17 protein-coding genes are annotated in these 18,685 nt (G+C 64.4%); 2 read left to right on the top strand and 15 right to left on the bottom strand.

The window, feature by feature from the left end; all coding sequences use genetic code 11:
* Positions 1-158: 158 nt before the first annotated feature.
* Positions 159-1,601, bottom strand: coding sequence for an MFS transporter (locus FJ418_RS15870; RefSeq protein WP_140783679.1), 1,443 nt, complete (start codon positions 1,599-1,601; stop codon positions 159-161).
* A gap of 111 nt (positions 1,602-1,712) precedes the next feature.
* Between FJ418_RS15870 and FJ418_RS15875 the strand changes: the two genes are divergently transcribed.
* Both FJ418_RS15875 and hutH read left to right on the top strand, forming a co-directional pair.
* The gene (locus FJ418_RS15875) at positions 1,713-2,714 is read left to right on the top strand and encodes an ornithine cyclodeaminase family protein (RefSeq protein ID WP_140783666.1); all 1,002 of its coding nucleotides are present in this window, start codon (positions 1,713-1,715) and stop codon (positions 2,712-2,714) included.
* On the top strand, positions 2,711-4,207 hold the full coding sequence (gene hutH, locus FJ418_RS15880) for a histidine ammonia-lyase (protein ID WP_140867085.1): 1,497 nt from the start codon (positions 2,711-2,713) through the stop codon (positions 4,205-4,207). Before FJ418_RS15875 ends, hutH begins: the two co-directional genes overlap by 4 nt.
* Before the next feature lie 13 nt (positions 4,208-4,220).
* Here the strand turns inward: hutH and FJ418_RS15885 are convergent, their stop codons facing one another.
* From FJ418_RS15885 to FJ418_RS15950, 14 genes are all read right to left on the bottom strand, one after another.
* Entirely contained in the window at positions 4,221-5,024 is an 804-nt protein-coding gene (locus tag FJ418_RS15885) for a 3-methyl-2-oxobutanoate hydroxymethyltransferase (protein WP_140867088.1), read from the bottom strand.
* Between the two features lie 29 nt (positions 5,025-5,053).
* Positions 5,054-5,368 carry a MocE family 2Fe-2S type ferredoxin gene (locus FJ418_RS15890; protein WP_140855788.1) on the bottom strand — a complete coding sequence of 105 codons (315 nt, stop codon included), beginning with the start codon at positions 5,366-5,368 and terminating at the stop codon, positions 5,054-5,056.
* A gap of 45 nt (positions 5,369-5,413) precedes the next feature.
* A complete protein-coding gene (locus FJ418_RS15895; RefSeq protein ID WP_140867316.1) occupies positions 5,414-6,499 on the bottom strand; it encodes a fatty acid desaturase family protein in 1,086 nt (361 codons plus the stop codon).
* Positions 6,500-6,566: 67 nt separating this feature from the next.
* The gene (locus tag FJ418_RS15900; protein WP_140867092.1) at positions 6,567-7,748 is read right to left on the bottom strand and encodes an aldose 1-epimerase family protein; all 1,182 of its coding nucleotides are present in this window, start codon (positions 7,746-7,748) and stop codon (positions 6,567-6,569) included.
* Between the two features lie 4 nt (positions 7,749-7,752).
* Positions 7,753-8,529, bottom strand: a complete 777-nt coding sequence (locus FJ418_RS15905; RefSeq protein ID WP_140640041.1) for an ATP-binding cassette domain-containing protein — start codon at positions 8,527-8,529, stop codon at positions 7,753-7,755.
* A gap of 2 nt (positions 8,530-8,531) precedes the next feature.
* Positions 8,532-9,551, bottom strand: a complete 1,020-nt coding sequence (locus FJ418_RS15910) for an ABC transporter permease (protein WP_181166959.1) — start codon at positions 9,549-9,551, stop codon at positions 8,532-8,534.
* Positions 9,552-9,611: 60 nt separating this feature from the next.
* On the bottom strand, positions 9,612-10,556 hold the full coding sequence (locus tag FJ418_RS15915; protein WP_140867098.1) for a substrate-binding domain-containing protein: 945 nt from the start codon (positions 10,554-10,556) through the stop codon (positions 9,612-9,614).
* Between the two features lie 61 nt (positions 10,557-10,617).
* Positions 10,618-11,532 (bottom strand): sugar phosphate isomerase/epimerase, encoded by a 915-nt coding sequence (locus tag FJ418_RS15920; protein ID WP_140783659.1) that lies wholly within the window; start codon positions 11,530-11,532, stop codon positions 10,618-10,620.
* A 61-nt stretch (positions 11,533-11,593) separates the two neighbouring features.
* Positions 11,594-12,682, bottom strand: coding sequence for a Gfo/Idh/MocA family oxidoreductase (locus FJ418_RS15925; RefSeq protein WP_140867101.1), 1,089 nt, complete (start codon positions 12,680-12,682; stop codon positions 11,594-11,596).
* Between the two features lie 35 nt (positions 12,683-12,717).
* Positions 12,718-13,779, bottom strand: coding sequence for an ABC transporter ATP-binding protein (locus FJ418_RS15930; protein WP_140867104.1), 1,062 nt, complete (start codon positions 13,777-13,779; stop codon positions 12,718-12,720).
* Positions 13,780-13,782: 3 nt separating this feature from the next.
* On the bottom strand, positions 13,783-14,868 hold the full coding sequence (locus tag FJ418_RS15935; protein WP_140867106.1) for an ABC transporter ATP-binding protein: 1,086 nt from the start codon (positions 14,866-14,868) through the stop codon (positions 13,783-13,785).
* Positions 14,865-15,821 (bottom strand): sugar ABC transporter permease, encoded by a 957-nt coding sequence (locus FJ418_RS15940; protein WP_140867109.1) that lies wholly within the window; start codon positions 15,819-15,821, stop codon positions 14,865-14,867. The genes FJ418_RS15935 and FJ418_RS15940 overlap by 4 nt, the downstream gene beginning before the upstream one ends.
* A complete protein-coding gene (locus FJ418_RS15945; protein WP_140867112.1) occupies positions 15,818-16,678 on the bottom strand; it encodes a carbohydrate ABC transporter permease in 861 nt (286 codons plus the stop codon). The genes FJ418_RS15940 and FJ418_RS15945 overlap by 4 nt, the downstream gene beginning before the upstream one ends.
* Positions 16,679-16,759: 81 nt before the next feature.
* Positions 16,760-18,373, bottom strand: a complete 1,614-nt coding sequence (locus tag FJ418_RS15950) for an extracellular solute-binding protein (protein ID WP_140867115.1) — start codon at positions 18,371-18,373, stop codon at positions 16,760-16,762.
* Positions 18,374-18,685 lie beyond the last annotated feature (312 nt).

Genomic DNA, 18,685 nt, shown 5'->3' on the forward strand with positions numbered 1-18,685 from the left:
TTTTCAAGTGGACGCATCGATTGCCGAATCTGGCGCAATAGCCGGAAACTCCTGCGCTTTTGGCAATCCGTTGCGCCGATAGCCCGGTCGGCGGAAGAGCCCGTTCGAAGGCGCGGAGCCGACGCAATTTAAGTCCGAAAAATGCGACCGGCGCGACCTCAATTGTTCGTCGAATGGCCAGAAACCTCAGCCCCGGCATTGGCCGGCAGGACCAGGAAGCGCATCGCCGCGGCGAGACCGAGCAGGCCGATCGAGACAAAGGTGATTCTGAAGTCGGCAAGGTCGGGCACGGCTTCGCCTCTGACGATCTGCGACAAATTGAGGATCGCCGCCGCGATCGCCACGCCGAACAGCATCGCTATCTGCTGCAGCATGCTGGAGAGCGTCGCGGCCGAGCTTCGCTGCGGCGCGCCGATATCGGCGAAGGCAAGCGTGTTCAGGGCGGTGAATTGCATCGAGCGCGTGAGACCCGCAACCAGCATCAGCGCGACGGTCAGCGCCAGCGGCGTCTGCGGCGAGATCGCGCCGCAAGCCATGATCGCCAGCGATGCGATCGCCCCGTTCACCACCATCACGGTGCGGAAGCCGAAGCGCCTCAGCGTCGGTGTGGTCACCGTCTTCATGCCGAGATTGCCGAGGAAATAGGCCAGCACCAATAGGCCGGCATCGACTGGACGCAGCCCGAAGCCGACCTGGAACAGCAGCGGCAGCAGGAAGGGCGTGGCGTTGATCGCGACACGGAAGACCGTGCCCGCGGCAAGCGTCGAGATCGCGAAGGTCAGTATCTTGAAGGCCGAAAGGTCGAGCAGCGGATGCCGGGCCTGCAAGAGGTGGCGAACGGCGAACCAGCCGATCACTATGCCAATGCCGATGGAGCCTATCGTCGGCAGCAAGCCGTCCTCGGGATGCGCCAGGCGCTCAAGCCCGTAAAGCATTACCGCAAGGCCGAGCGAGGTGAGGAAAAAGCCCGGCCAATCGAATGGCTTCGCCTCGGATACGCGATCGCCCGGCACGAACCGGGCGACCAGCGCAAGTCCGGCCAACCCCAGCGGCGCGTTGATGAAGAAGTTCCAATGCCAGGAGAGATAGGTGGTGATGAAGCCGCCGAGCACCGGACCGACCACCGGCGCGAACAGGGCGGGCCAGGTGATCAGCGCCGTGGCGTTGAGCAACTCCGACTTTTCGGCGTTGCGCAGCACCAGGATACGACCCACGGGCGTCATCAGCGCGCTGCCAAGGCCCTGCACGATGCGGGCCGCGACGAACTCCGTCAGGCTCCGCGAAAAGCCGCAGGCGATCGAGGCCAGCGTGAACAGCGCGATCGCCACGAGGAAGATGTTGCGCGCGCCGAACCGGTCGGCAAGCCACGCCGACAGCGGCACGAACACCGCCATGGTCAGCATATAGGCAGTGATACCGATGCTCATCGCCACCGCCGGCACGCCGAAGGACTGCCCCATCTGCGGCAGCGAGGTCGAGATAATCGTCGAATCCAGCAGTTGCATGAAGAAGGCGACCGCCACGATCAGCGCGACGCGCCGCGACTGCCTTGCGGAATCCATCGGCCGGGACACGCCTTCGTTGTCGGGGATGCTGGTCATGACGCGCTGGTTGAACAGCATAAGCATGGTCCAGTCCAGAGCTTATCCAACAAACTTCCGTGTCGCCGTTTCGCCTGTTATGGATGAGCCCGGGGTGGCCGAGGAAAACGCATGAAGCCCATCTATATCGACTACCTCAATGCTCTCGACATCGAAGCGCTTGCCATGACCGACGCCGAGATCATCGGCGCCGTGGAAGCCGGGCTCGTCGCGCAGGGCAACGGCCGGACTGTGATCGAGCCGCGCGTCCATCTCGAGCCCGACCCGTCCTTCCACGGTCACTTCAACGTGCTGCGCGGCTATGTGGCGCCGCTCGACGCCGCCGGCGTGAAGATCGTCGGCGACTATGTCGACAACTACAAGCACGGCCTGCCGTCGGAATTCGGCATTCTCAACCTTTTCGATCCGCGCACCGGCGCGCCACGCGCCATCCTCGACGCCACCGTCATCACCGACATGCGCACCGGCGCCGTCACCGCCATCGGCGCCAGGCACCTGGCGAAGAAGTCGTCCAAGGTGCTCGGCCATATCGGCGCGCGCGGCACCGCCTATTGGAATGTGCGCCTGCTCGACCATCTCTTCGACTTCGACGAGATCCGCGTCCATTCGCGCCGGCCGGAAAGCCGCGACGCCTTCGCCGCGAAGCTGGCCGCCGACCTCGGCAAGCCGGTCCTGGCCGTGGCAGACTGGAAAAGCTGCGTTGAAGGCGCGGATATCGTGGTCGAGGCCTCGCGGCTGCCGGAGCCGCAGCCGCTGCTCAAGACCGAATGGATCAAGCGGGGCGCGCTGGTCGTGCCCTACGGCACGATGAGCGCCGTCGAACTGTCGCTCACCGACATCATGCAAAAGATCGTCGTCGACGACTGGGGGCAGTGCAAGGGCGGCAAGTTCGGCTCGCTGCGCGCCCATGTCGAGACGGGACGGCTGAGCGAGGCGACGCTCCACGCCGAACTGGGCCAGATCGCGGCCGGCCTGAAGCCGGGCCGGCAAAGCGATGGCGAGACGATCCTGTTCTGGCATCGCGGCCTCTCGCTCTCCGACATTGCGCTCGGCAAGGCCATGCTCGCCAAGGCCGGCGAAAACGGCATCGGCCAGCGGCTGCGCTTCGCATGAGCCCGCTCGTTCTCACCGGCGCCGGCGTCAGCATCGAGGATGTGGTTGCCGCCGCGCGCAATGCCTGCAAGGTCGAGGTCACGCCTGCCGTCCTCGAAAAGCTCGCCAAGGCACGCCAGGTCCTCGATGCCGCCGCGGCCGGCGGCCAGCAGATCTACGGGTTGAACAGAGGTCTCGGCGCCAATCTCGTCACCCCGGTCGAAGGCGACGCGAGCGCCTTCCAGCGCCAGTTGATCGAAGGCCGCAGCGCCGCCGTCGGCGAGGCCCTGCCCGTGCCGGCGGTGCGGGCGGCGATGTTCGCCCGCCTTGCGATGCTCGCTTCCGGCGGCTCTGGCCTGTCGCCGCGCGTGTTCACGGCGCTGGTCGAGGCTCTCAATGCCGGCGTGCATCCGGTGATGCCGTCGCTGGGTTCGATCGGCGCCGGCGACCTCCTGCTGATGACGGCGATCGCCAGGGTACTGATCGGCGAAGGCGAAGCGGAATACCAGGGCCGCCGCATGCCTGCCGCCAAGGCGCTGATGATGGCGCGGCTTGCGCCTGTCACGCTCTCGCCGAAGGACGGCCTCTCCCTGATCAACGCCTCGGCGGTTTCGGCCGGCACCGGGGCGCTGGCGCTGACCGATGCGCTGTCGGCGCTCGAACAGCAACAGCAGGCCGGCGCGCTGACGATGGAAGGTATTGGCGCCAACCGCACCATCCTCGATCCGCGCCAGCATCAGGCACGCCCTGGCGCCTGCCAGCAGCTTGCGGCAAAGGCGCTGCGCGACCTGCTGGCGCGCGATGAAGCGCCGGCGCCGACCACGATCCAGGATCCGCTGTCGATCCGCTGCATGCCCTCGATCCATGGCGCGCTCATCCAGGCGATCGACCATGCGCGGCTGGCGGTCGAGATCGAGCTCAACGCCGCCGCCGACAATCCGCTGGTGCTTGCCGAGGATGAGCTGGTCATGTCGACCGGCAACTTCCACACCGCGTCGCTGGCGCTCGCCTTCGAGACGCTTGGCCTGGCGATCGCGCAATGCGCGGCGGCGTCAGCCGCGCGCTTCATCCAGCTCACCGGCTCGACCCGCCACGGCCTGCCGAAATACCTCTCGCCGATCGGCGGCGCCTCGGCGGGCTTCGTCCCGCTGCAGAAAACGGTGACGGCTATCCTGGCCGCGATCCGTCATAAGGCCAATCCGGTGATGCTCGATTTCCTGCCGGTGTCCGAAGGCGTCGAGGATCACGCGACGCAGACGCCGCTCGCTGTCGCCAAATGCGCCGAGATGACCGTGCTGTGGCGGCGGCTGATTACCTTCGAGCTGATGGCGGCGGCGCAGGCCGTCGATTTGCGCGAGGGCATAACGCTCGCGCCCGCCACGGGCGCAATCCACGCGGCCGTACGTTCGCATGTGGCCACGCTCAAGGAAGACAGGCCGCTTGGCATTGATTCCGAGGCGCTCTATGCCGTCCTCGCCAGCGGAATCTGGCGAGGTTTACCAGCTGCAGGCTGAAGCTCGCGGCGGATCAGGACTTTGCGTCCACCTTCTTCATGAAGAGGGTGAGCTCGTCCGGATCCATGTGCACGATATGCCTGTCTTCCGGATAGGCGCCGCTGTTGACGTCGGCGACATATTCCGAAAACGCCGCGATGCGTTCCGCCTGCAGCCGGTCGTATTCGGCGGCGAAGTTGCGGTAGACTTTCGAGTGGCGCGGCATGTGACCGCGATTGGTGCCGAGAATATCCTCGGCGAACAGATATTGCGCATCGCAGCCCGTGCCCGCGCCCATCGACAGCATGATCAGCGAAGTGCGCTCGGAAATCGCCTTGGCCACCTCCACCGGCACCACTTCGATCTCGGCGCCGATGGCGCCGGCGGCCTCCAATTGCTTCACCGCCTCGAACACCTGCATGGCCGTATCGGCGGTCTTGCCGACCGCCTTGAAGCCGCCGGTCCAGGTGGCGCGCGACGGGATCAGCCCGACATGGCCGATGACGGGGATGGCATCGTCGGCCATGCGCTTGATCGTGGCGTAGCCGGCGCTGCAATAGACGGCGTCGGCGCCGGCCTTGTAGAGCCGGAACGACCAGCGCACGAAATCGTCGGTGGTGCCGATCTCGAAAAAATTGTCGCCCGGCATGGTGAAGAGGCTGGGCGCGGCATCGCGATATTGCGGATTGAGCACCAGTTCCGGCGGCACCGAGACGATGTCTACCCCTGCCCGTTCGGCGGCCTCGGCTTCCTCCAGCGTCAGCACGCGTAGCATGGTAAGCTGCCGCTTGCCCTTCATGGCGCGCAGATCGGCAACGGTCGGTCTCTTTCGGCTCATCGGTACACCCTGTTTTTGTCTGACGGCTTTCAGCCGATATCGATCATCACCTTACCGGCCTCGACCTTGACCCGATAGGTCTTGAGGTCGACGCAGACCGGCGCGCCCTTGGCCTGGCCGGTCTTGTAGTTGAAGCGGCCATTGTGCTTGGGGCATTCGATGATGTCGTCCATCACCAGCCCGTCTGCCAGATGGGCCTTTTCATGGGTGCAGAACCCATCGGTCGCGAAGAAATCATTATCCGGCGAGCGGTAGATCGCGAAGGTACGGCCGCCATGGTCGAAGCGGATCACATCCTCCTCGTCCACATCGCCCACCGCGCATGCTTCGACCCACTCCGCCATCGTCCCTCTCCGGCCATCGTCTTTCTCCGGATTGCTGCGCCACGCCTACTCGGCGGCCGCGGCCGTTATGTCGAGATCATGAAATTCGCCACGATAGGGCTTGGCCGTCGGCGGCAATTCGCGCTTGAGATAATAGTCCTCGTATTTCAGCTGCCTGAGCAGCACCGGCCAGACCTCGCGATAGGCGTGCCACATCGACGGGTTCGGCACCGGCAGATCGTGCTTGATCAGTTCATGCAGCTTCGGCAGCGCGTGGTAGGGCACCATCGGAAACATGTGGTGCTCCACATGGTAGTTCATGTTCCAGTAGATGAACCGGCTGATGGGGTTCATATAGACGGTGCGCGTGTTGAGCCGATGGTCGGTGACGTTGTCGGCCAATCCGATATGCTGCAATAGACCGGTCGTCACCATGTGCCAGGTGCCGTAGAGGCGCGGCAGGCCGATCAGCACCAGCGGTATCCATGACTTAAGCGCGATCGCGGCAGCGATCGTCGCAACATAGACCGCCATATGCCAGCGCGCCGCGGTCACCGCCTTGTGCTGCTCCATCTCCGGGACGTAGCTCTTCTCGTCGTCCGACAATGTGCCGAAGGCCTGGCGCACCAGCGTCGGCAGCGAATAGCGGAAATCGAGGATTCCGGTGAAGGCCAAAGCCGCCTTGATGAGATCCGGCGGCCGCATCACCGCGATCTCGGCGTCGCGGCCGACGATGATGGTGTCGGTGTGATGGCGCGCATGGCTCCAGCGCCACTGCACCGGATTGCGCATCAGCATGAACGAGGCGATGTGATAGACGACGTCGTTCATCCAGCGCGTGCGGAAGGCAGTGCCGTGGCCGCATTCGTGCCACCGCGAGTCGCTCGAAGAGCCATAGAGCACGCCATAGACGAACAGGAACGGCACGACCCACCAACTGCCCCAGAACCAGACGATGCCGGCGGCCGAGCCCAGGATCGCGGCGATCCAGATGATGGTGTCGCGGATCGCCGGCCCGTCGGAGCGCTGCATCAATTCCTTCATGGTCTTGCGCGCCACGTCGGTGTGATACCACTCGGCCGAGGCAAGTCCGGTTTCGATCGCCGTACGTGTGCTTTCGCCGACAAGGCTGTAGTCGCGCTTTTTCGCCATGGTCAAATCGGCCTCCAATCAAATCCGGTCCGCCGGCCGGAGGGCTTGCTCTGGATATTTGTCGCGCTCATGTCCTGCCCGCCAGTCTTGGAAACTTGCCGGAGGGCTGAGGATAATCCTGCTCGGGCTGGCGGGCGATGGCAGCGATCCTGCGTTCAGCACCAGCAATCGCCTCCTTGCCGTCGAGGACGCGGAACACCGCGTCATAGGCGCGGGTCTCGTCGTGCTCCAGCCAGATCATCTCGCCACGCTCGCGCGCGGCAAGATTGCCGAGCACATGGTGCGTCGAGGGCTCGATGCCAAGCGCATACTGCCCGGCCTGGAAATTCTGCCACTCGTAACAGCAAGGCAACTGGTCCTTGCGGGTGACGACCTCGAAGCCGAGGCCGAGGCGGTCGTTGACGACAGCCACCGGCACCTCGCCCCTGGCGTCGGCGCCCAGCTCATGCTGCCAGACCTGCTCGCTGAAGCCGAATTGTGGCTCAGGCATGGTGCGGTAGCCGACCTCCTGCGCTTCGTAGCGCTCGCCGGCATGCGCGGCCCAGACCACGTCGCGGATCGGCGCCAGGTAGCGCGAGCCTTTGTCGAGCAGCGGATGCCCGACATTGACGTGGTAGAAATACATATGCGGCGTGCGGTGGAAGCCGTGATTGACGACGCGGTCCGAGAGCCGGATCTCGTTGCCGCCGACATCGGCCTCGATGCGGCGGATGAGGTGCAGATCCTCGCCGAACACGCTCGCCTGCTGGACGATGCCTTCCGCCCACAAAACGCAGCGGTCGCCGTCCCAGGCCTCGCCATAGCCGGTGAGCCGCGCCGGAATGGTGCCGACGCGCCCATGCAGCGAATGCGTCACGGTCTTGCGTCCGGGATAATTGTAGTTTTCGGCCGGCACCTCGTTGCGGCCGAGAATGTGGTCGAGGCCGCAGGTGACCAGCAGGCCGGAGAAGGACCGTCCCCAGGCAAAGCCGTCCTCGCCTTCATAATCGTGCAGGCCTGGGTTGCGAAACCCGCTCGGCGAATGCCAGCCGATCGCTTGGCCCTTGTACTCGCAATCGGCGATGTCGAGCGCGCGGTCGACCAACGCGGTGAAGCGCAGGCCCGAGCCGGTGCGGAACTCGAGCATGCGGATGCCGCGCTCGACGCCGTCGCCAAGCGTCATCAGCCGCACCCCGGCGAATTGCGACAGCATGCCGGAGCGTTCGGCGACCTGCCGGCGCGAAAGCGTTTGTCCGTAGAGCTTCACCATGCCGTCACTGCGCCCTTTTCATCAGGGCCGACAGGTCGGCGCCGGTTATCAGGCTTTCCACCGTCAAAAGATCGGTGTCGGCGACCGTCTGTTCGGCGACGATCTCGCCGCGGCGCATGACGATGATGCGGTCGGCGACCTCGAACACATGGTGGATGTTGTGGGTGATCAAGAGCACCGAATGCCCGGCCTCGCGCATTTCTTTGACGAAGCGCAGCACGCCATGCGTTTCCTCGACGCCGAGATTGTTGGTCGGCTCGTCGAGGATGATCACCTTGGCGGCGAACTGCATGGCGCGCGAGATCGCGATCGACTGCCGCTCGCCGCCGGAAAGCGTCGAGACCAACGCGTCGGCGTCGAGCTTCTTCGAGATGCCGACGCGCTTCAGCAGCGCTGAGGCAGCATTGCGCAGCTTGGCGAGGTCAAGCGGCGCGAAGACGCCCAGCCATTTGAGATTGACCGGCTCGCGGCCGAGGAACAGGTTGCGCGCGATGCTGAGGTCCGGCGCAAGCGATGTGTCCTGGTGGATGGTCTCGATGCCGAGGTCCATCGCCTCGCGCGTCGAGCGGATCGAGACCTTTTCGCCGCGCACATAGATGTCGCCGCGATCGATCGGGAAAACGCCCGAGATCGCCTTGATCAGCGTCGATTTGCCAGCGCCGTTGTCGCCAAGCAGCGCCACCACTTCGCCTTCCTTGAGCGTCAGCGAGGCATTCTTCAGCGCGCGCACGCTGCCGAAGGATTTTTGCAGATTCTGCAGCCGGAGCACTTCCTGCATCATCATCAGCTCCTTGCGGCGTTTTTCTGCAGCAGTGCGTGCAGGATGAGCATGGCGAGGATGATGACGCCGACGAAGATGTTGTAGGCGAGCCCGGGCACTCCGACGAGCACGATGCCGTTGCGGATCGCGCGCAGCATCAGCGCGCCGACGATGGTGCCGAGGATGGTGCCGCGGCCGCCGGTCAGCGCCGTGCCGCCGACCACCACCATGGCGATCACTTCGAGCTCGTAGCCGGTTCCCGCCACCGGCGAGGCCGCCGAAATGCGGAAGGCGCTGATCATGCCGGCGAGCCCGGCAAGCACCGAGGTCAGGACGAACAGCCAGATCTTGACCGCGTCGGCCGGCACGCCGCGCGCCACCGCCGCGTTGCGGTTGGAGCCGATGGCGCTGATCCAGTTGCCGAGCTTGGCGTAGCGCAGGATGTAGATCGCAAGCAGCGACAGGCCGACGAACCACCACAGCGAGGTGTAGAAGCGGAACGAACCAACATTGAAGCTGCCGGCGAGCAGCGTGACGAAAAACCCGGGCTGGTCCCATGACTTGAGCGGAAAGCCCTGCGTGATGTAGAGCGCCGCACCCCGCACGATCAAAAGCATCGACAGCGTCACCAGGAAGGACGAGATGCCGATCTTGGTGACGATCACGCCGTTGATCGCGCCGATGACGATGCACAGCAAAAGCCCGGCCAGCAGCGCCACGCCGATATCGACGCCGGCGTTCTGCACCAGCAGCATCACCACCACCGGGGCGAGCGCGAACACCGCGCCCACCGACAGGTCGAATTCACCGGCGGTCAGAAGCAGCGTCATGCCGAGCGCGATGATGCCGAGTTCTGGCAGGAACGCCATCATGTTGGAGATGTTGAGCGGCGACAGGAAATTGCTGTCGGCGACGCCGAACACCACGAGAAGCATGATGAGGATGACGAAGGAGGAGAATTGCGGCGAGCGCATCAGCCTCGACCTGCCTTTCGCGCGCCCTGCGCCGTCTTCCGAGGTAACTGCCCCGACTTGCTGAACCATGACTTGCTGAACCATGCTTTCTGCCTTGCGCCCGCCGCTCACGCGGCGGGCGCCAGTTCCTCACTTCTTGTCGTAGAGCTTCAGGATCGGCTCGACGCTGGAGGCGTCGTAGAGGCCGAAGGTGTGGATGTCGTAGCCGATCGGCTCGCCCGAAGCCGCAAGCCCGAGCAGCGCGACAGGCATGAAGCCTTGCGCCGAGGGATACTGCCAGGCGGCGGCGTTGACGAAGCCGTCCTTCACCGCCTGCGCCGTCTCCTTGGAATTGCCCCAGCCGACCACCGGGATCTTGCCGGCCGGAATGCCGGCGCCGTCGAACACCCGCTTGACGCTGGCTGCCACGGAATCGCCCAGCGCGATGATCGCCGGCGGATTGTTGGCGACCATGTAGTCGGTCATCTTGGCGATGATGCCGGCCGGATCGGTGCCGCAGTCGACCACGTCATACTTGATGCCGAGCGGATCGAAGACGCCGGCGATGCCTTCCGTCTCGAGCTGCTGGTAGCTGGCGCCCGGAACTTCGACCGGCAGGAACACCTTGTCGCCCTGCTTCACCATCTTGCGGTCGACGAGATACTTCGCCCAGATCGCGCCGGCTTCCTTGAGGTCGGCGCCGACATAGGCCTGGCGGCCGGTCGCCGGGTCGTCCGTGTTGAAGAACACGATCGGTATGCCGGCAGCCTTGGCGGCCTTCACTTCCTCGGTCCACAGTCCGGGCTGCGCTGACGTCGTGGCGATGCCGTCCGGCTTGGCGGCCAGCGCCGAGTTGAAAGCCTCTTTCTGGGCCGCCATGTCGCCGCCGCTGAAGGAGATCTTGCAGGTCACCTTGAGCTGGTCGCAGGCCTTGGTCGCGCCGGCATTCCAGTCGATCCAGAACGCGTCCGACGGGCCGCCATGTGACAAGAGATAGAACGTCTTCTGGCCGTCCTGCGCTTGCGCGGCCGAGCCGAACGCGACGCCGGCAAGCACCGTCGCCGCAGCGACCAGCTTCAATCCAAACTTCAACATCTCGTTTCCTCCTATCTTGCAAATGCAGGCGCCGCTCCGGAATGGGCGGCGCCCTGCGATCTCACAGACCGCTGGCGCGCAGCTTCCCGTCGAGGAATTTCTTGGCGCGCGGCACGTCGTCTTCCGACAGATGCTCGATGATCATCGGGATGTTCGGATGCTTTTCGGCGAGCCGCTGAAGATAGAGGTCGTAGTTCAGCGAGCCGAGGCCCGGCGCCGGCAGTTCGATTTCGCCGACACCGCGGAAGGTGTGGCTTTCCATCGCGTCGGCGTCGCCGATATCGGCATGCTTCTCGGACTTGTCGTCGCCCGAGCGCTTCACGTCTTTGGCGTGGGCTATTCTGATCTTGTCGGTCAGCGTGTCGAAGACCTGGTTGAGTATCTGGTCCATCCGGTCGATGTTGTGGGTCTCGAAATAGTTGGTTGGGTCCATCAGCAGGCCAAGGCCGGGATGGTCGACCTGCGCGAACATCTTCACCGTCTCCTCGACCGAGCCGACGACATTGTTGACATAGGTTTCGAGCAGGAACACCGCGCCGTGGTCGTAAGCCGTCTGTGCAAGGTCGGCGATCACCTTGCGGCATTCCTCGAAACCTTCCTCGGTCTTGTTCTTCGGATGATGCACCCAGTCGGACTCGGTGTTGTAGGTGCCGGTCTCCGAGATCACGTAAGGCGAGCCGAAATGCCGGGCGTTGCGGATGATCTCCTTGAGATAGCCGACGCGCTTCTCGCGCTCCGCCTTGTCCGGGTGGATGATGTTCGTATAGCCCGACACGCAGCAGACCGGCAGGTTATGGTCGCGGAAGGTATCGCGCACCTTCTTCGCCTTATCCTTGGTGATCTGGCCGGCCGACAGGTCGACATCCTTGAAATGCAGATCGAGCTGCACCGTGTTGAAACCGAGGCCGCGGATCTTTTGCGCCGTTTCTTCGAGGCCGTACGGGAAATAGCCCGTGAAAATACCTGCCTGCATCATGATCTTGAATTCCTCCCTGTAAGCGATTCAGTTGCCAGTAATTTCAGTTGATTGGGTTGATTCAGTTTGTCGGGATTTCGGAGAGCTTGACCGTGCGGCCCTCTGCCATCGAGCGGTAGCCCGCCTCGACCAGCGCCATGGTCTTGACGTTGTCGGCGACGGAGAGCGCCGGCGGCGTGCTGGTCTTCACCGCGTGCTGCAGCTGCTCCATGACGCCGATGAAGGCGTGCGGGAACCACATCGTTTTCCAGCTCGGGCTCACCCATTCGCCGCCGGTCGTCTCGGCCGAAGCGTAGGTCAGCGTCGAGGCGGCACCGGTCGGCCAGCCGATCGTGCCCTTGGCGACGCCCTTCGTGCCGTCGACGCGCCAGTTGATGTGCTGGTCGTCCTTATAGCCGTCCTGGCGCGGGCCGGACCACACGTCCTCGAGCGACACGGCAAGCACGCCCGACGGGAAGCGCAGCGTCGACACGGTGATGCCGTCGGAATGGTCGAACTGGGTACGCGGGTCCTTGCGCGTAAGCGTCGTGATCTCGTCCGGATCGCCGAACAGGAAGCGCAGCACGTCGAGGTGGTGCACGCTCATATTGGCGAGCGTCAGCCGGTCGTAGCCCTGAAGGAAAGTCTGCCAATGCGGGATCGCGTGCATGTCGATCTGCGCGAAGACGATGTCGCCGAGCGCGCCGCTGTCGATGATCTGCTTCAACACGCGCATCGACTGGTCGTAGCGCATGTTCTGGTTGACCGAGAGGACCTTGCCGGCCTTCGCCGCCTCGTCGCGCAGTTTGACGGCTTCCTCGACCGACAGCGCCAGGGGCTTCTGCGCCAGGATCGCCTTGATATGCTTCTGCTTCAACGCGTGCCGGATCAGCGCCGGCTGCTGGTCTGGCGGAAATGCCAGGTCGATGAAGTCGACGTTGGTATCCTCGATCAGCTTTTCCGGCGTGTCGTGAACGGTCGGAATGTCCCAGCGGGTGGCGACCTTCTCAGCATTCGCCTTGGTGCGCGAGGCGATCGCCACCACCGGAAAGCCGGCTTCCTTGTAAGCCGCCAGATGGCACTCGGCCATGATCATGCCGGCGCCGACGCAGCCGATTTTGTAATCCCTGGTGCGAACCTTGACGTCCGGCTCGAAGCCTTTGCCTGCCATCTCTTCCTCCCGAAATTCTTTCCTCGCGGCCGCCGTCACAGCGCGCCTCCATCCTGGCCGAAATAATGCACGCGACCCGGCTCGCAGGATATCGCCACCATCGCATCCGGCCTGATATCGGGCTGGCCGCGCAGAAGTGCCCTAAGCCGCGCTTGCCCTGCCGCGAGCGTCACCACGGTGTAGCCGCCGAGCGGCTCGACCTCGAACACCCGCGCCGGGCGACCTTCCGCCGTCCCGTTGCCCGTCCATGGCCGCACCTTGATGTCTTCGGGCCTCAGCCCGATCTCGATCGCCTCGGCGGGCGCTCTGGCATCGGCAATTCGGATTGTCCCTTCGGCCGCCTCGATCCCGCTTGCGCCGCGCACCGACGGCAGGATGTTCATCATCGGCGAGCCGAGCATGCGCGCCACATAGGCGCTTGCCGGCCGGTCGTAGATTTCCGCCGGAGCGCCGATCTGCCTGATGCGGCCGTTCTCCAGGATCGCCATGCGGTCGGCGACCGACATCGCCTCCTCCTGGTCGTGCGTGACATAGATCAGCGTCTTGCCGAGCTCGCGCTGGATGCGCTTCAGCTCGACGCGCGTCTCCTCGCGCAGCCTCGCATCGAGCGCCGAGATCGGATCGTCCATCAGATAGGCCGCCGGGTCGCGCACCAGTGCGCGCGCGATCGCCACGCGCTGCCGCTCGCCGCCGGAAAGTTGCGCCGGCGGCTTGTGCAGGATGTGGCCGATGTGCAGCTTGGCCGCGACGTCGGCCAGCCGCTTCTCTATCTCGGCCTCGGCCACCTTCCGCTCGACCAGCGGGAAGCGGACATTGTCGCGCGCGCTCATATGCGGAAACAGCGCCAGGTTCTGGAACACCATGGCGACGTTGCGCTCGGCCGGCGAGACGCTGTTGACCGGCTTGCCGCCGATCAGGATCTCGCCTTGATCCGGCACTTCCAGACCGAGCACCAGCCGCAGGATCGTCGACTTGCCCGACAGCGGCGGCCCGAAGAAGCAGAAGAACTCGTTGTCGTTGACGGTGAACGAGGCGTCGTCGACGGCAAGCGTGTTGCCGTAGCGCTTCGTGACATTGCGGAAAACGATATCGGCCATGTCTCAGCCCGCCTTCACTGCAAGGCCGGTGGCGGCGTCGAAGACGCGCACCGACGAGGCCGGCGGCGCGACGACCGCCGTCTGCCCGACCGACAGCCCGACATCGTTCTCGAACACCGCCTTCACCGCGCTCTCGCCTTCGCCGAGATGGACGATGGTGCGCGCGCCGATCCGCTCGACGAAGCTTACCGGCATCGACAGTCCGCGCTCGGCAAGCGCCACCTGCTCGGGCCGGAAACCGTAGAGCACGTCGCCGCGCGCCGCTCTCGCAGCTGAAGCCAGTTCATCCGGCAAGGGCGGCGTGACGCCGAGCGGTCCAAGATCGATCACCAGTCCGCGATCGCTTTCCGCCGGCCTGCCCTTCAGCAGGTTCATGCCGGGCGCGCCGATGAAGCGCGCGACGAAGACGTTGGCCGGATTGTTGTAGACTTCGAGCGGCGTGCCGACCTGCTGCAGCACGCCATGATCCATCACCGCGATGCGGTCCGCCATGGTCATCGCTTCGAGCTGGTCATGCGTGACATAGACCATCGTCTGTTTGAACTGGCGCTGCAACTGCTTGAGCTCGGTGCGCATCACCGCGCGGAAGGCGGCGTCGACATTGGACAGCGGCTCGTCGAGCAGGAAGATCGCCGGCTCCATGATCGCGGAGCGGCCGATCGCCACGCGCTGCAGGATGTTGACTGACAGCCGGTCCGCCTTGCGGTCGAGCAATGGCGAAAGCTGCAGCATCTCGGCGATGGCGCCGACGCGGCGATCGATGTCGGCCTTGGCGGCGCCGCGCATCCTTGGCCCGTAGGCGAGGTTCTGCCGAACCGTCATATGGGTGAAGATGGCGTAGTTCTGGAAGACGAAGCCGACGCCGCGCCGTCCCATCGGCACGCCCGCCATGTCGCGCTCGCCAAATAGGATCTTGCCGCTGGTCGGTTCCTCCATGCCGGCGATCATGTTCATCGTCGTCGACTTGCCGCAGCCCGAGGGTCCGAGCAGCGCCATGAACTCGCCATCGGCGATTTCGAGGTCCATCGTCTTCAGCGCGGTGAAGTCGCCGAATGTCTTGACCAGGTTCTTGAGGTGGATGGCGCTCATGCCGGCACCTCTCGCGCCTTCGCCATGCGCTTCATCGCGTAGACCGCGACGATCGAAAGCACGATCAGGATGGCCAGCGCGATCGCCGCCACATAGCCCCAGATCAGGTCCTGCGTGGTGACCTTGTAGATGTAGACCGAGATCGTCTCGGTGGCGACGCCGGGACCGCCGCCGGTCATGATGTAGAGCGTGTCGAATATCTTGAAGTTCTCGATCACCCTTATCGCCAGCGCGATGATGATGATCGTCTTCATCTTCGGCAGCACGATGGTGATGAAGCGCTGCCAGGCATTGGCGCCGAGCAGCGTCGCCGCCTTCATCTGGTCTTCCGGCACGCCGACCAGGCCGGCGAGCAGGATCAGGAACATCAGCGGCGTCCACTGCCAGATGTCGGCGATCATGACCGCGATCAGCGCCAGGTTCGGATCCGACAGCCAGGCGATGGTCACCGGCGTGCCGACGATCCTCGACAGGATGTCGTTCACTGGGCCGCCCGACTGGAACAGCATGAAGAACATGTAGCCGGCGACCGCGGGCACGACCATCATCGGCATCAGCAGGATCGAATAGAAGATCCGCTTGCCGGGAAACTCGTCGGCGAACAGCGTCGCCAGAGCCAGGCCCAGCAGGAACTCCGCCGGCACGCAGACCAGCATGACGATCGCCGTGCGCTGCAGCGCGCTCCAGAAACGGGTGTCGGCCGCGAGATCGGTGTAGTTGGCGAAACTGTTCCACATCTCCCAGGCGTTCCACCAGCCGGCGCCCGAAAGCGGCGACCAGTCGGTGACGCTGATGTAAAGCTGCATCAGCAGCGGAAAGGCCGAGATGAACAGCACCAGGATCTGCGCCGGCAAGGTCAGTCGGAAGCCCAGCCTCGCGCCCTCGTCAGGCGTGGCGGGCTTTGTCCGCACGCCCATCTCGTCCTCCGAAATCGTCGCCATCACCGCGCTCATTGCTTGAGCGCTCCGAAGGTCAGCCCGCGCACCAGGTGGCGCTGGATGGCGATGCCCATGATGACCGGCGGCACCGCCGCGATCAGGCCGAGCGCGGCCTTGGCGCCGTAGAGCTGTCCGGTCATCGAGGACGACAGCGACGCCATGTAGACGGGGATCGTCACCCATTCGCGCGTGGTGAGCAGCAGCGCGATGAGATAATCTGACCAGTTGAGGATGAACACGAAGAGCGCGGCACTCGCCAGCGGCGCGCGCATCATCGGCAGCGTGATGCGGGTGAAGACGCGCAGCCGCGAGCAGCCCTCGACAAGTGCTGCCTCCTCGATCTCGCGCGGCATGTCGTCGAAGAAGGTCTTCATCAGCCAGAAGGCGAAGGGCAGCGTGACGATGCCGTAGATAAGCGCCAGCCCCCACCATGTGTCGTTGAGATTGAGGAATGCCCACATGATCATCACCGGGATCATGACGGCCATCGGCGGAAATAGCCTCAGCTGGATCAGCGCGAGCGGCAGGTTCTGGCCGGAGCCGAAGCGCGACAGGCCGTAGGCCGCGGCGGTGCCGGCCGACATGGCGATCACGGTCCCGAACACCGCCGACAAGAGCGACGACAGGATCGGCTTCAGCGCTGTGTGGTCGAGCGCGACGATCAGGTCGTTGGTTGAATGGCCGAACACGAACTGGAAATTGGCAAGCGTCGGCTGCTTCGGCCACCAGGTCAGGTCGGCGCCCGTCGCCGACCATTCGCCGATCGGCTTGAAGGCCATCGACACCATCCACAGGATCGGCACCAGCGTTACCGCCATCGCCGCGAGGATCGCGGCGTAGCGGAATATCTCGAAAGGAACGGAACGCTTCATCTGGCTGCTTTGCTGGTGGCGTTGCTGGCGAAGGGGAGGAGCAGTCGCCCCTCCCCTCCTTTTCTGATCCAGGGAGACGGATCAGCTGATCGGATCGAGAACGGTGGGCCATGCCTCCTTGTTGGTCTTGATGGCTTCGAGAAGCTTGTCCTCGCCGATGCGGCGCGCGATCTTCTTCCACTCCCGCTCGGTATCGGCCATCGCCTGCTCCGGCGTCTTGGCCTTGGTCAGCGAGGCCATCAGGTTCTCGTCGAGCGCATTGTGGAAGGCGGTGGCGCCGGGATAGTTGATGGTCGGCACCGTGCGCGCCACCGTCTCGCGAACGACGTCCATGTGGTAGGCGTGATAGGTCTGGCGGACCAGCGGATCGGCGAAATCCGAGAGCCGGAACGGATCGAGATAGCCGCCGGGATTGGCGCTCATCCAGGCATAGATGCGGGCCGAGCCCAGCCACTGCAGCAGAAGGTAAGCAGCCTCCGGATTCTTCGACTGCGACGACACCATGCCGGTCAGCGAGAACCACAGAACAGAGCGGCTGATCAGCTTGCCGTCGATCTCGCGTCCCGGCGGCAGCATCGAGCCGATCTTGCCGGTGACGGCGGAATCCTTGTTGCCGGCATTGTCGAGGAATTTAGGCAGGTTGGAGAAAGCGCAGGTCATCGCCGCACCGCCCTTGGCGAAATTGCCATACTGCTCCGGCCAGCCCCACGAGATCGCGTCCGGCGAATGATGCGCCAGCGAATCCACATATTCCTTGGTGGCGGCGATGCCTTGCTCGGAATTGATCAGCGGCTTGCCGTCGTCGCCGAACAGGAACTGGTTGGGCGAGGCCATCGAGACATAGCGCTGGTACCAGTTGGTGTAGCCCCAACCCTGGTTGCGCAGGTCGGTGGAGCCGAACAGGCCCTTGTCCGGCCGCTGGAAGAAGGCCGCGACATCGCTGTGCTGCTTCCAGGTCTTCGGCGGCGCAAGGTCGTAGCCGTACTTGTCCTTGAACGCCTTCTGCTCCGCGGCGTCGCCGAACAGGTCAGCGCGGTAGACCCATGTCTGGAAGTCGCCGTCCAGCGACACGCCGTAGGTCGAGCCGCGATAGTGGTTGAGCAGCGACACGCCCTTGGCGCCGTTGACGTAACCCTGCTTCGGGTCGTCCCACTCCGGCTTGTGCTTGGCGACGAAGTCATCGAGCTTGGCGATGCCGCCGGTTTCGGCGAGATCGCCGAGGCGGTTCCATTCGGTCGAATAGATGTCGTAGGCCCCGCCCTTGGTGGAGATGTCCTGCATCGTCTTGGTGAATTCCTGGCCGTTCGGCAGGCCGACGATCTCGATCTGGATGCCGGTTTCCTTCTCCCACAGGTCCTTGATCGACGGCGCGCCGGCCGGGAAAGGCTTGGTCAGCTGGCCGATCGAGCCGTCGGAGAGGCCAAGCACGATCTTCGCCGGCGCCTTGCCGGCCGCCTTCAGGGCCTTGGCAGCCTCGACCGCACGCCCTTCCGGCGTGTCGGGTCCGTACTGGTAGCGTTCGGCGCCGTCGAAGCCGGTCGGCCCGCCGATCATGCCGGGCGCCAGCGCATCCGCCGCGAAGGCGCGGCCGGGACGAATGAACTGCGGTGCAATACCAGTCGCGGCGACAAACACCGCCGCCTTTCCTCCGGACGCCAGCAGGCGGCGCCGCGACATGCGGATCAAATGAGACATCGAATTCCTCCCTCGGGGCCTGTTCCTCCATGGCCCACGTGAGGGATATTGACGACAGCACGTGAAGCCTGTCAACATCATAAATACTCAAAACACGTCATAAGATCGCATTGAGGGAGAAAATGCAGCCGCCGAACCCGTCACATCGCACCCATTGCTTGGATTTGAGGGGCTTTCGCCTCGATCCGGCCGCCTTGGCCGGACCTTCGCCGCCTTATGTAGCGCGCCGGCTTGCGCGCAAGCCAAGGGCGGTTACATCATTTCACATCAGAATCACGGTCGCCGCCGAGGCGCTTTCCGGAACTGAGTGGA

The sequence above is a fragment of the Mesorhizobium sp. B2-8-3 genome (assembly GCF_006440815.1).
Taxonomy (GTDB): domain Bacteria; phylum Pseudomonadota; class Alphaproteobacteria; order Rhizobiales; family Rhizobiaceae; genus Mesorhizobium.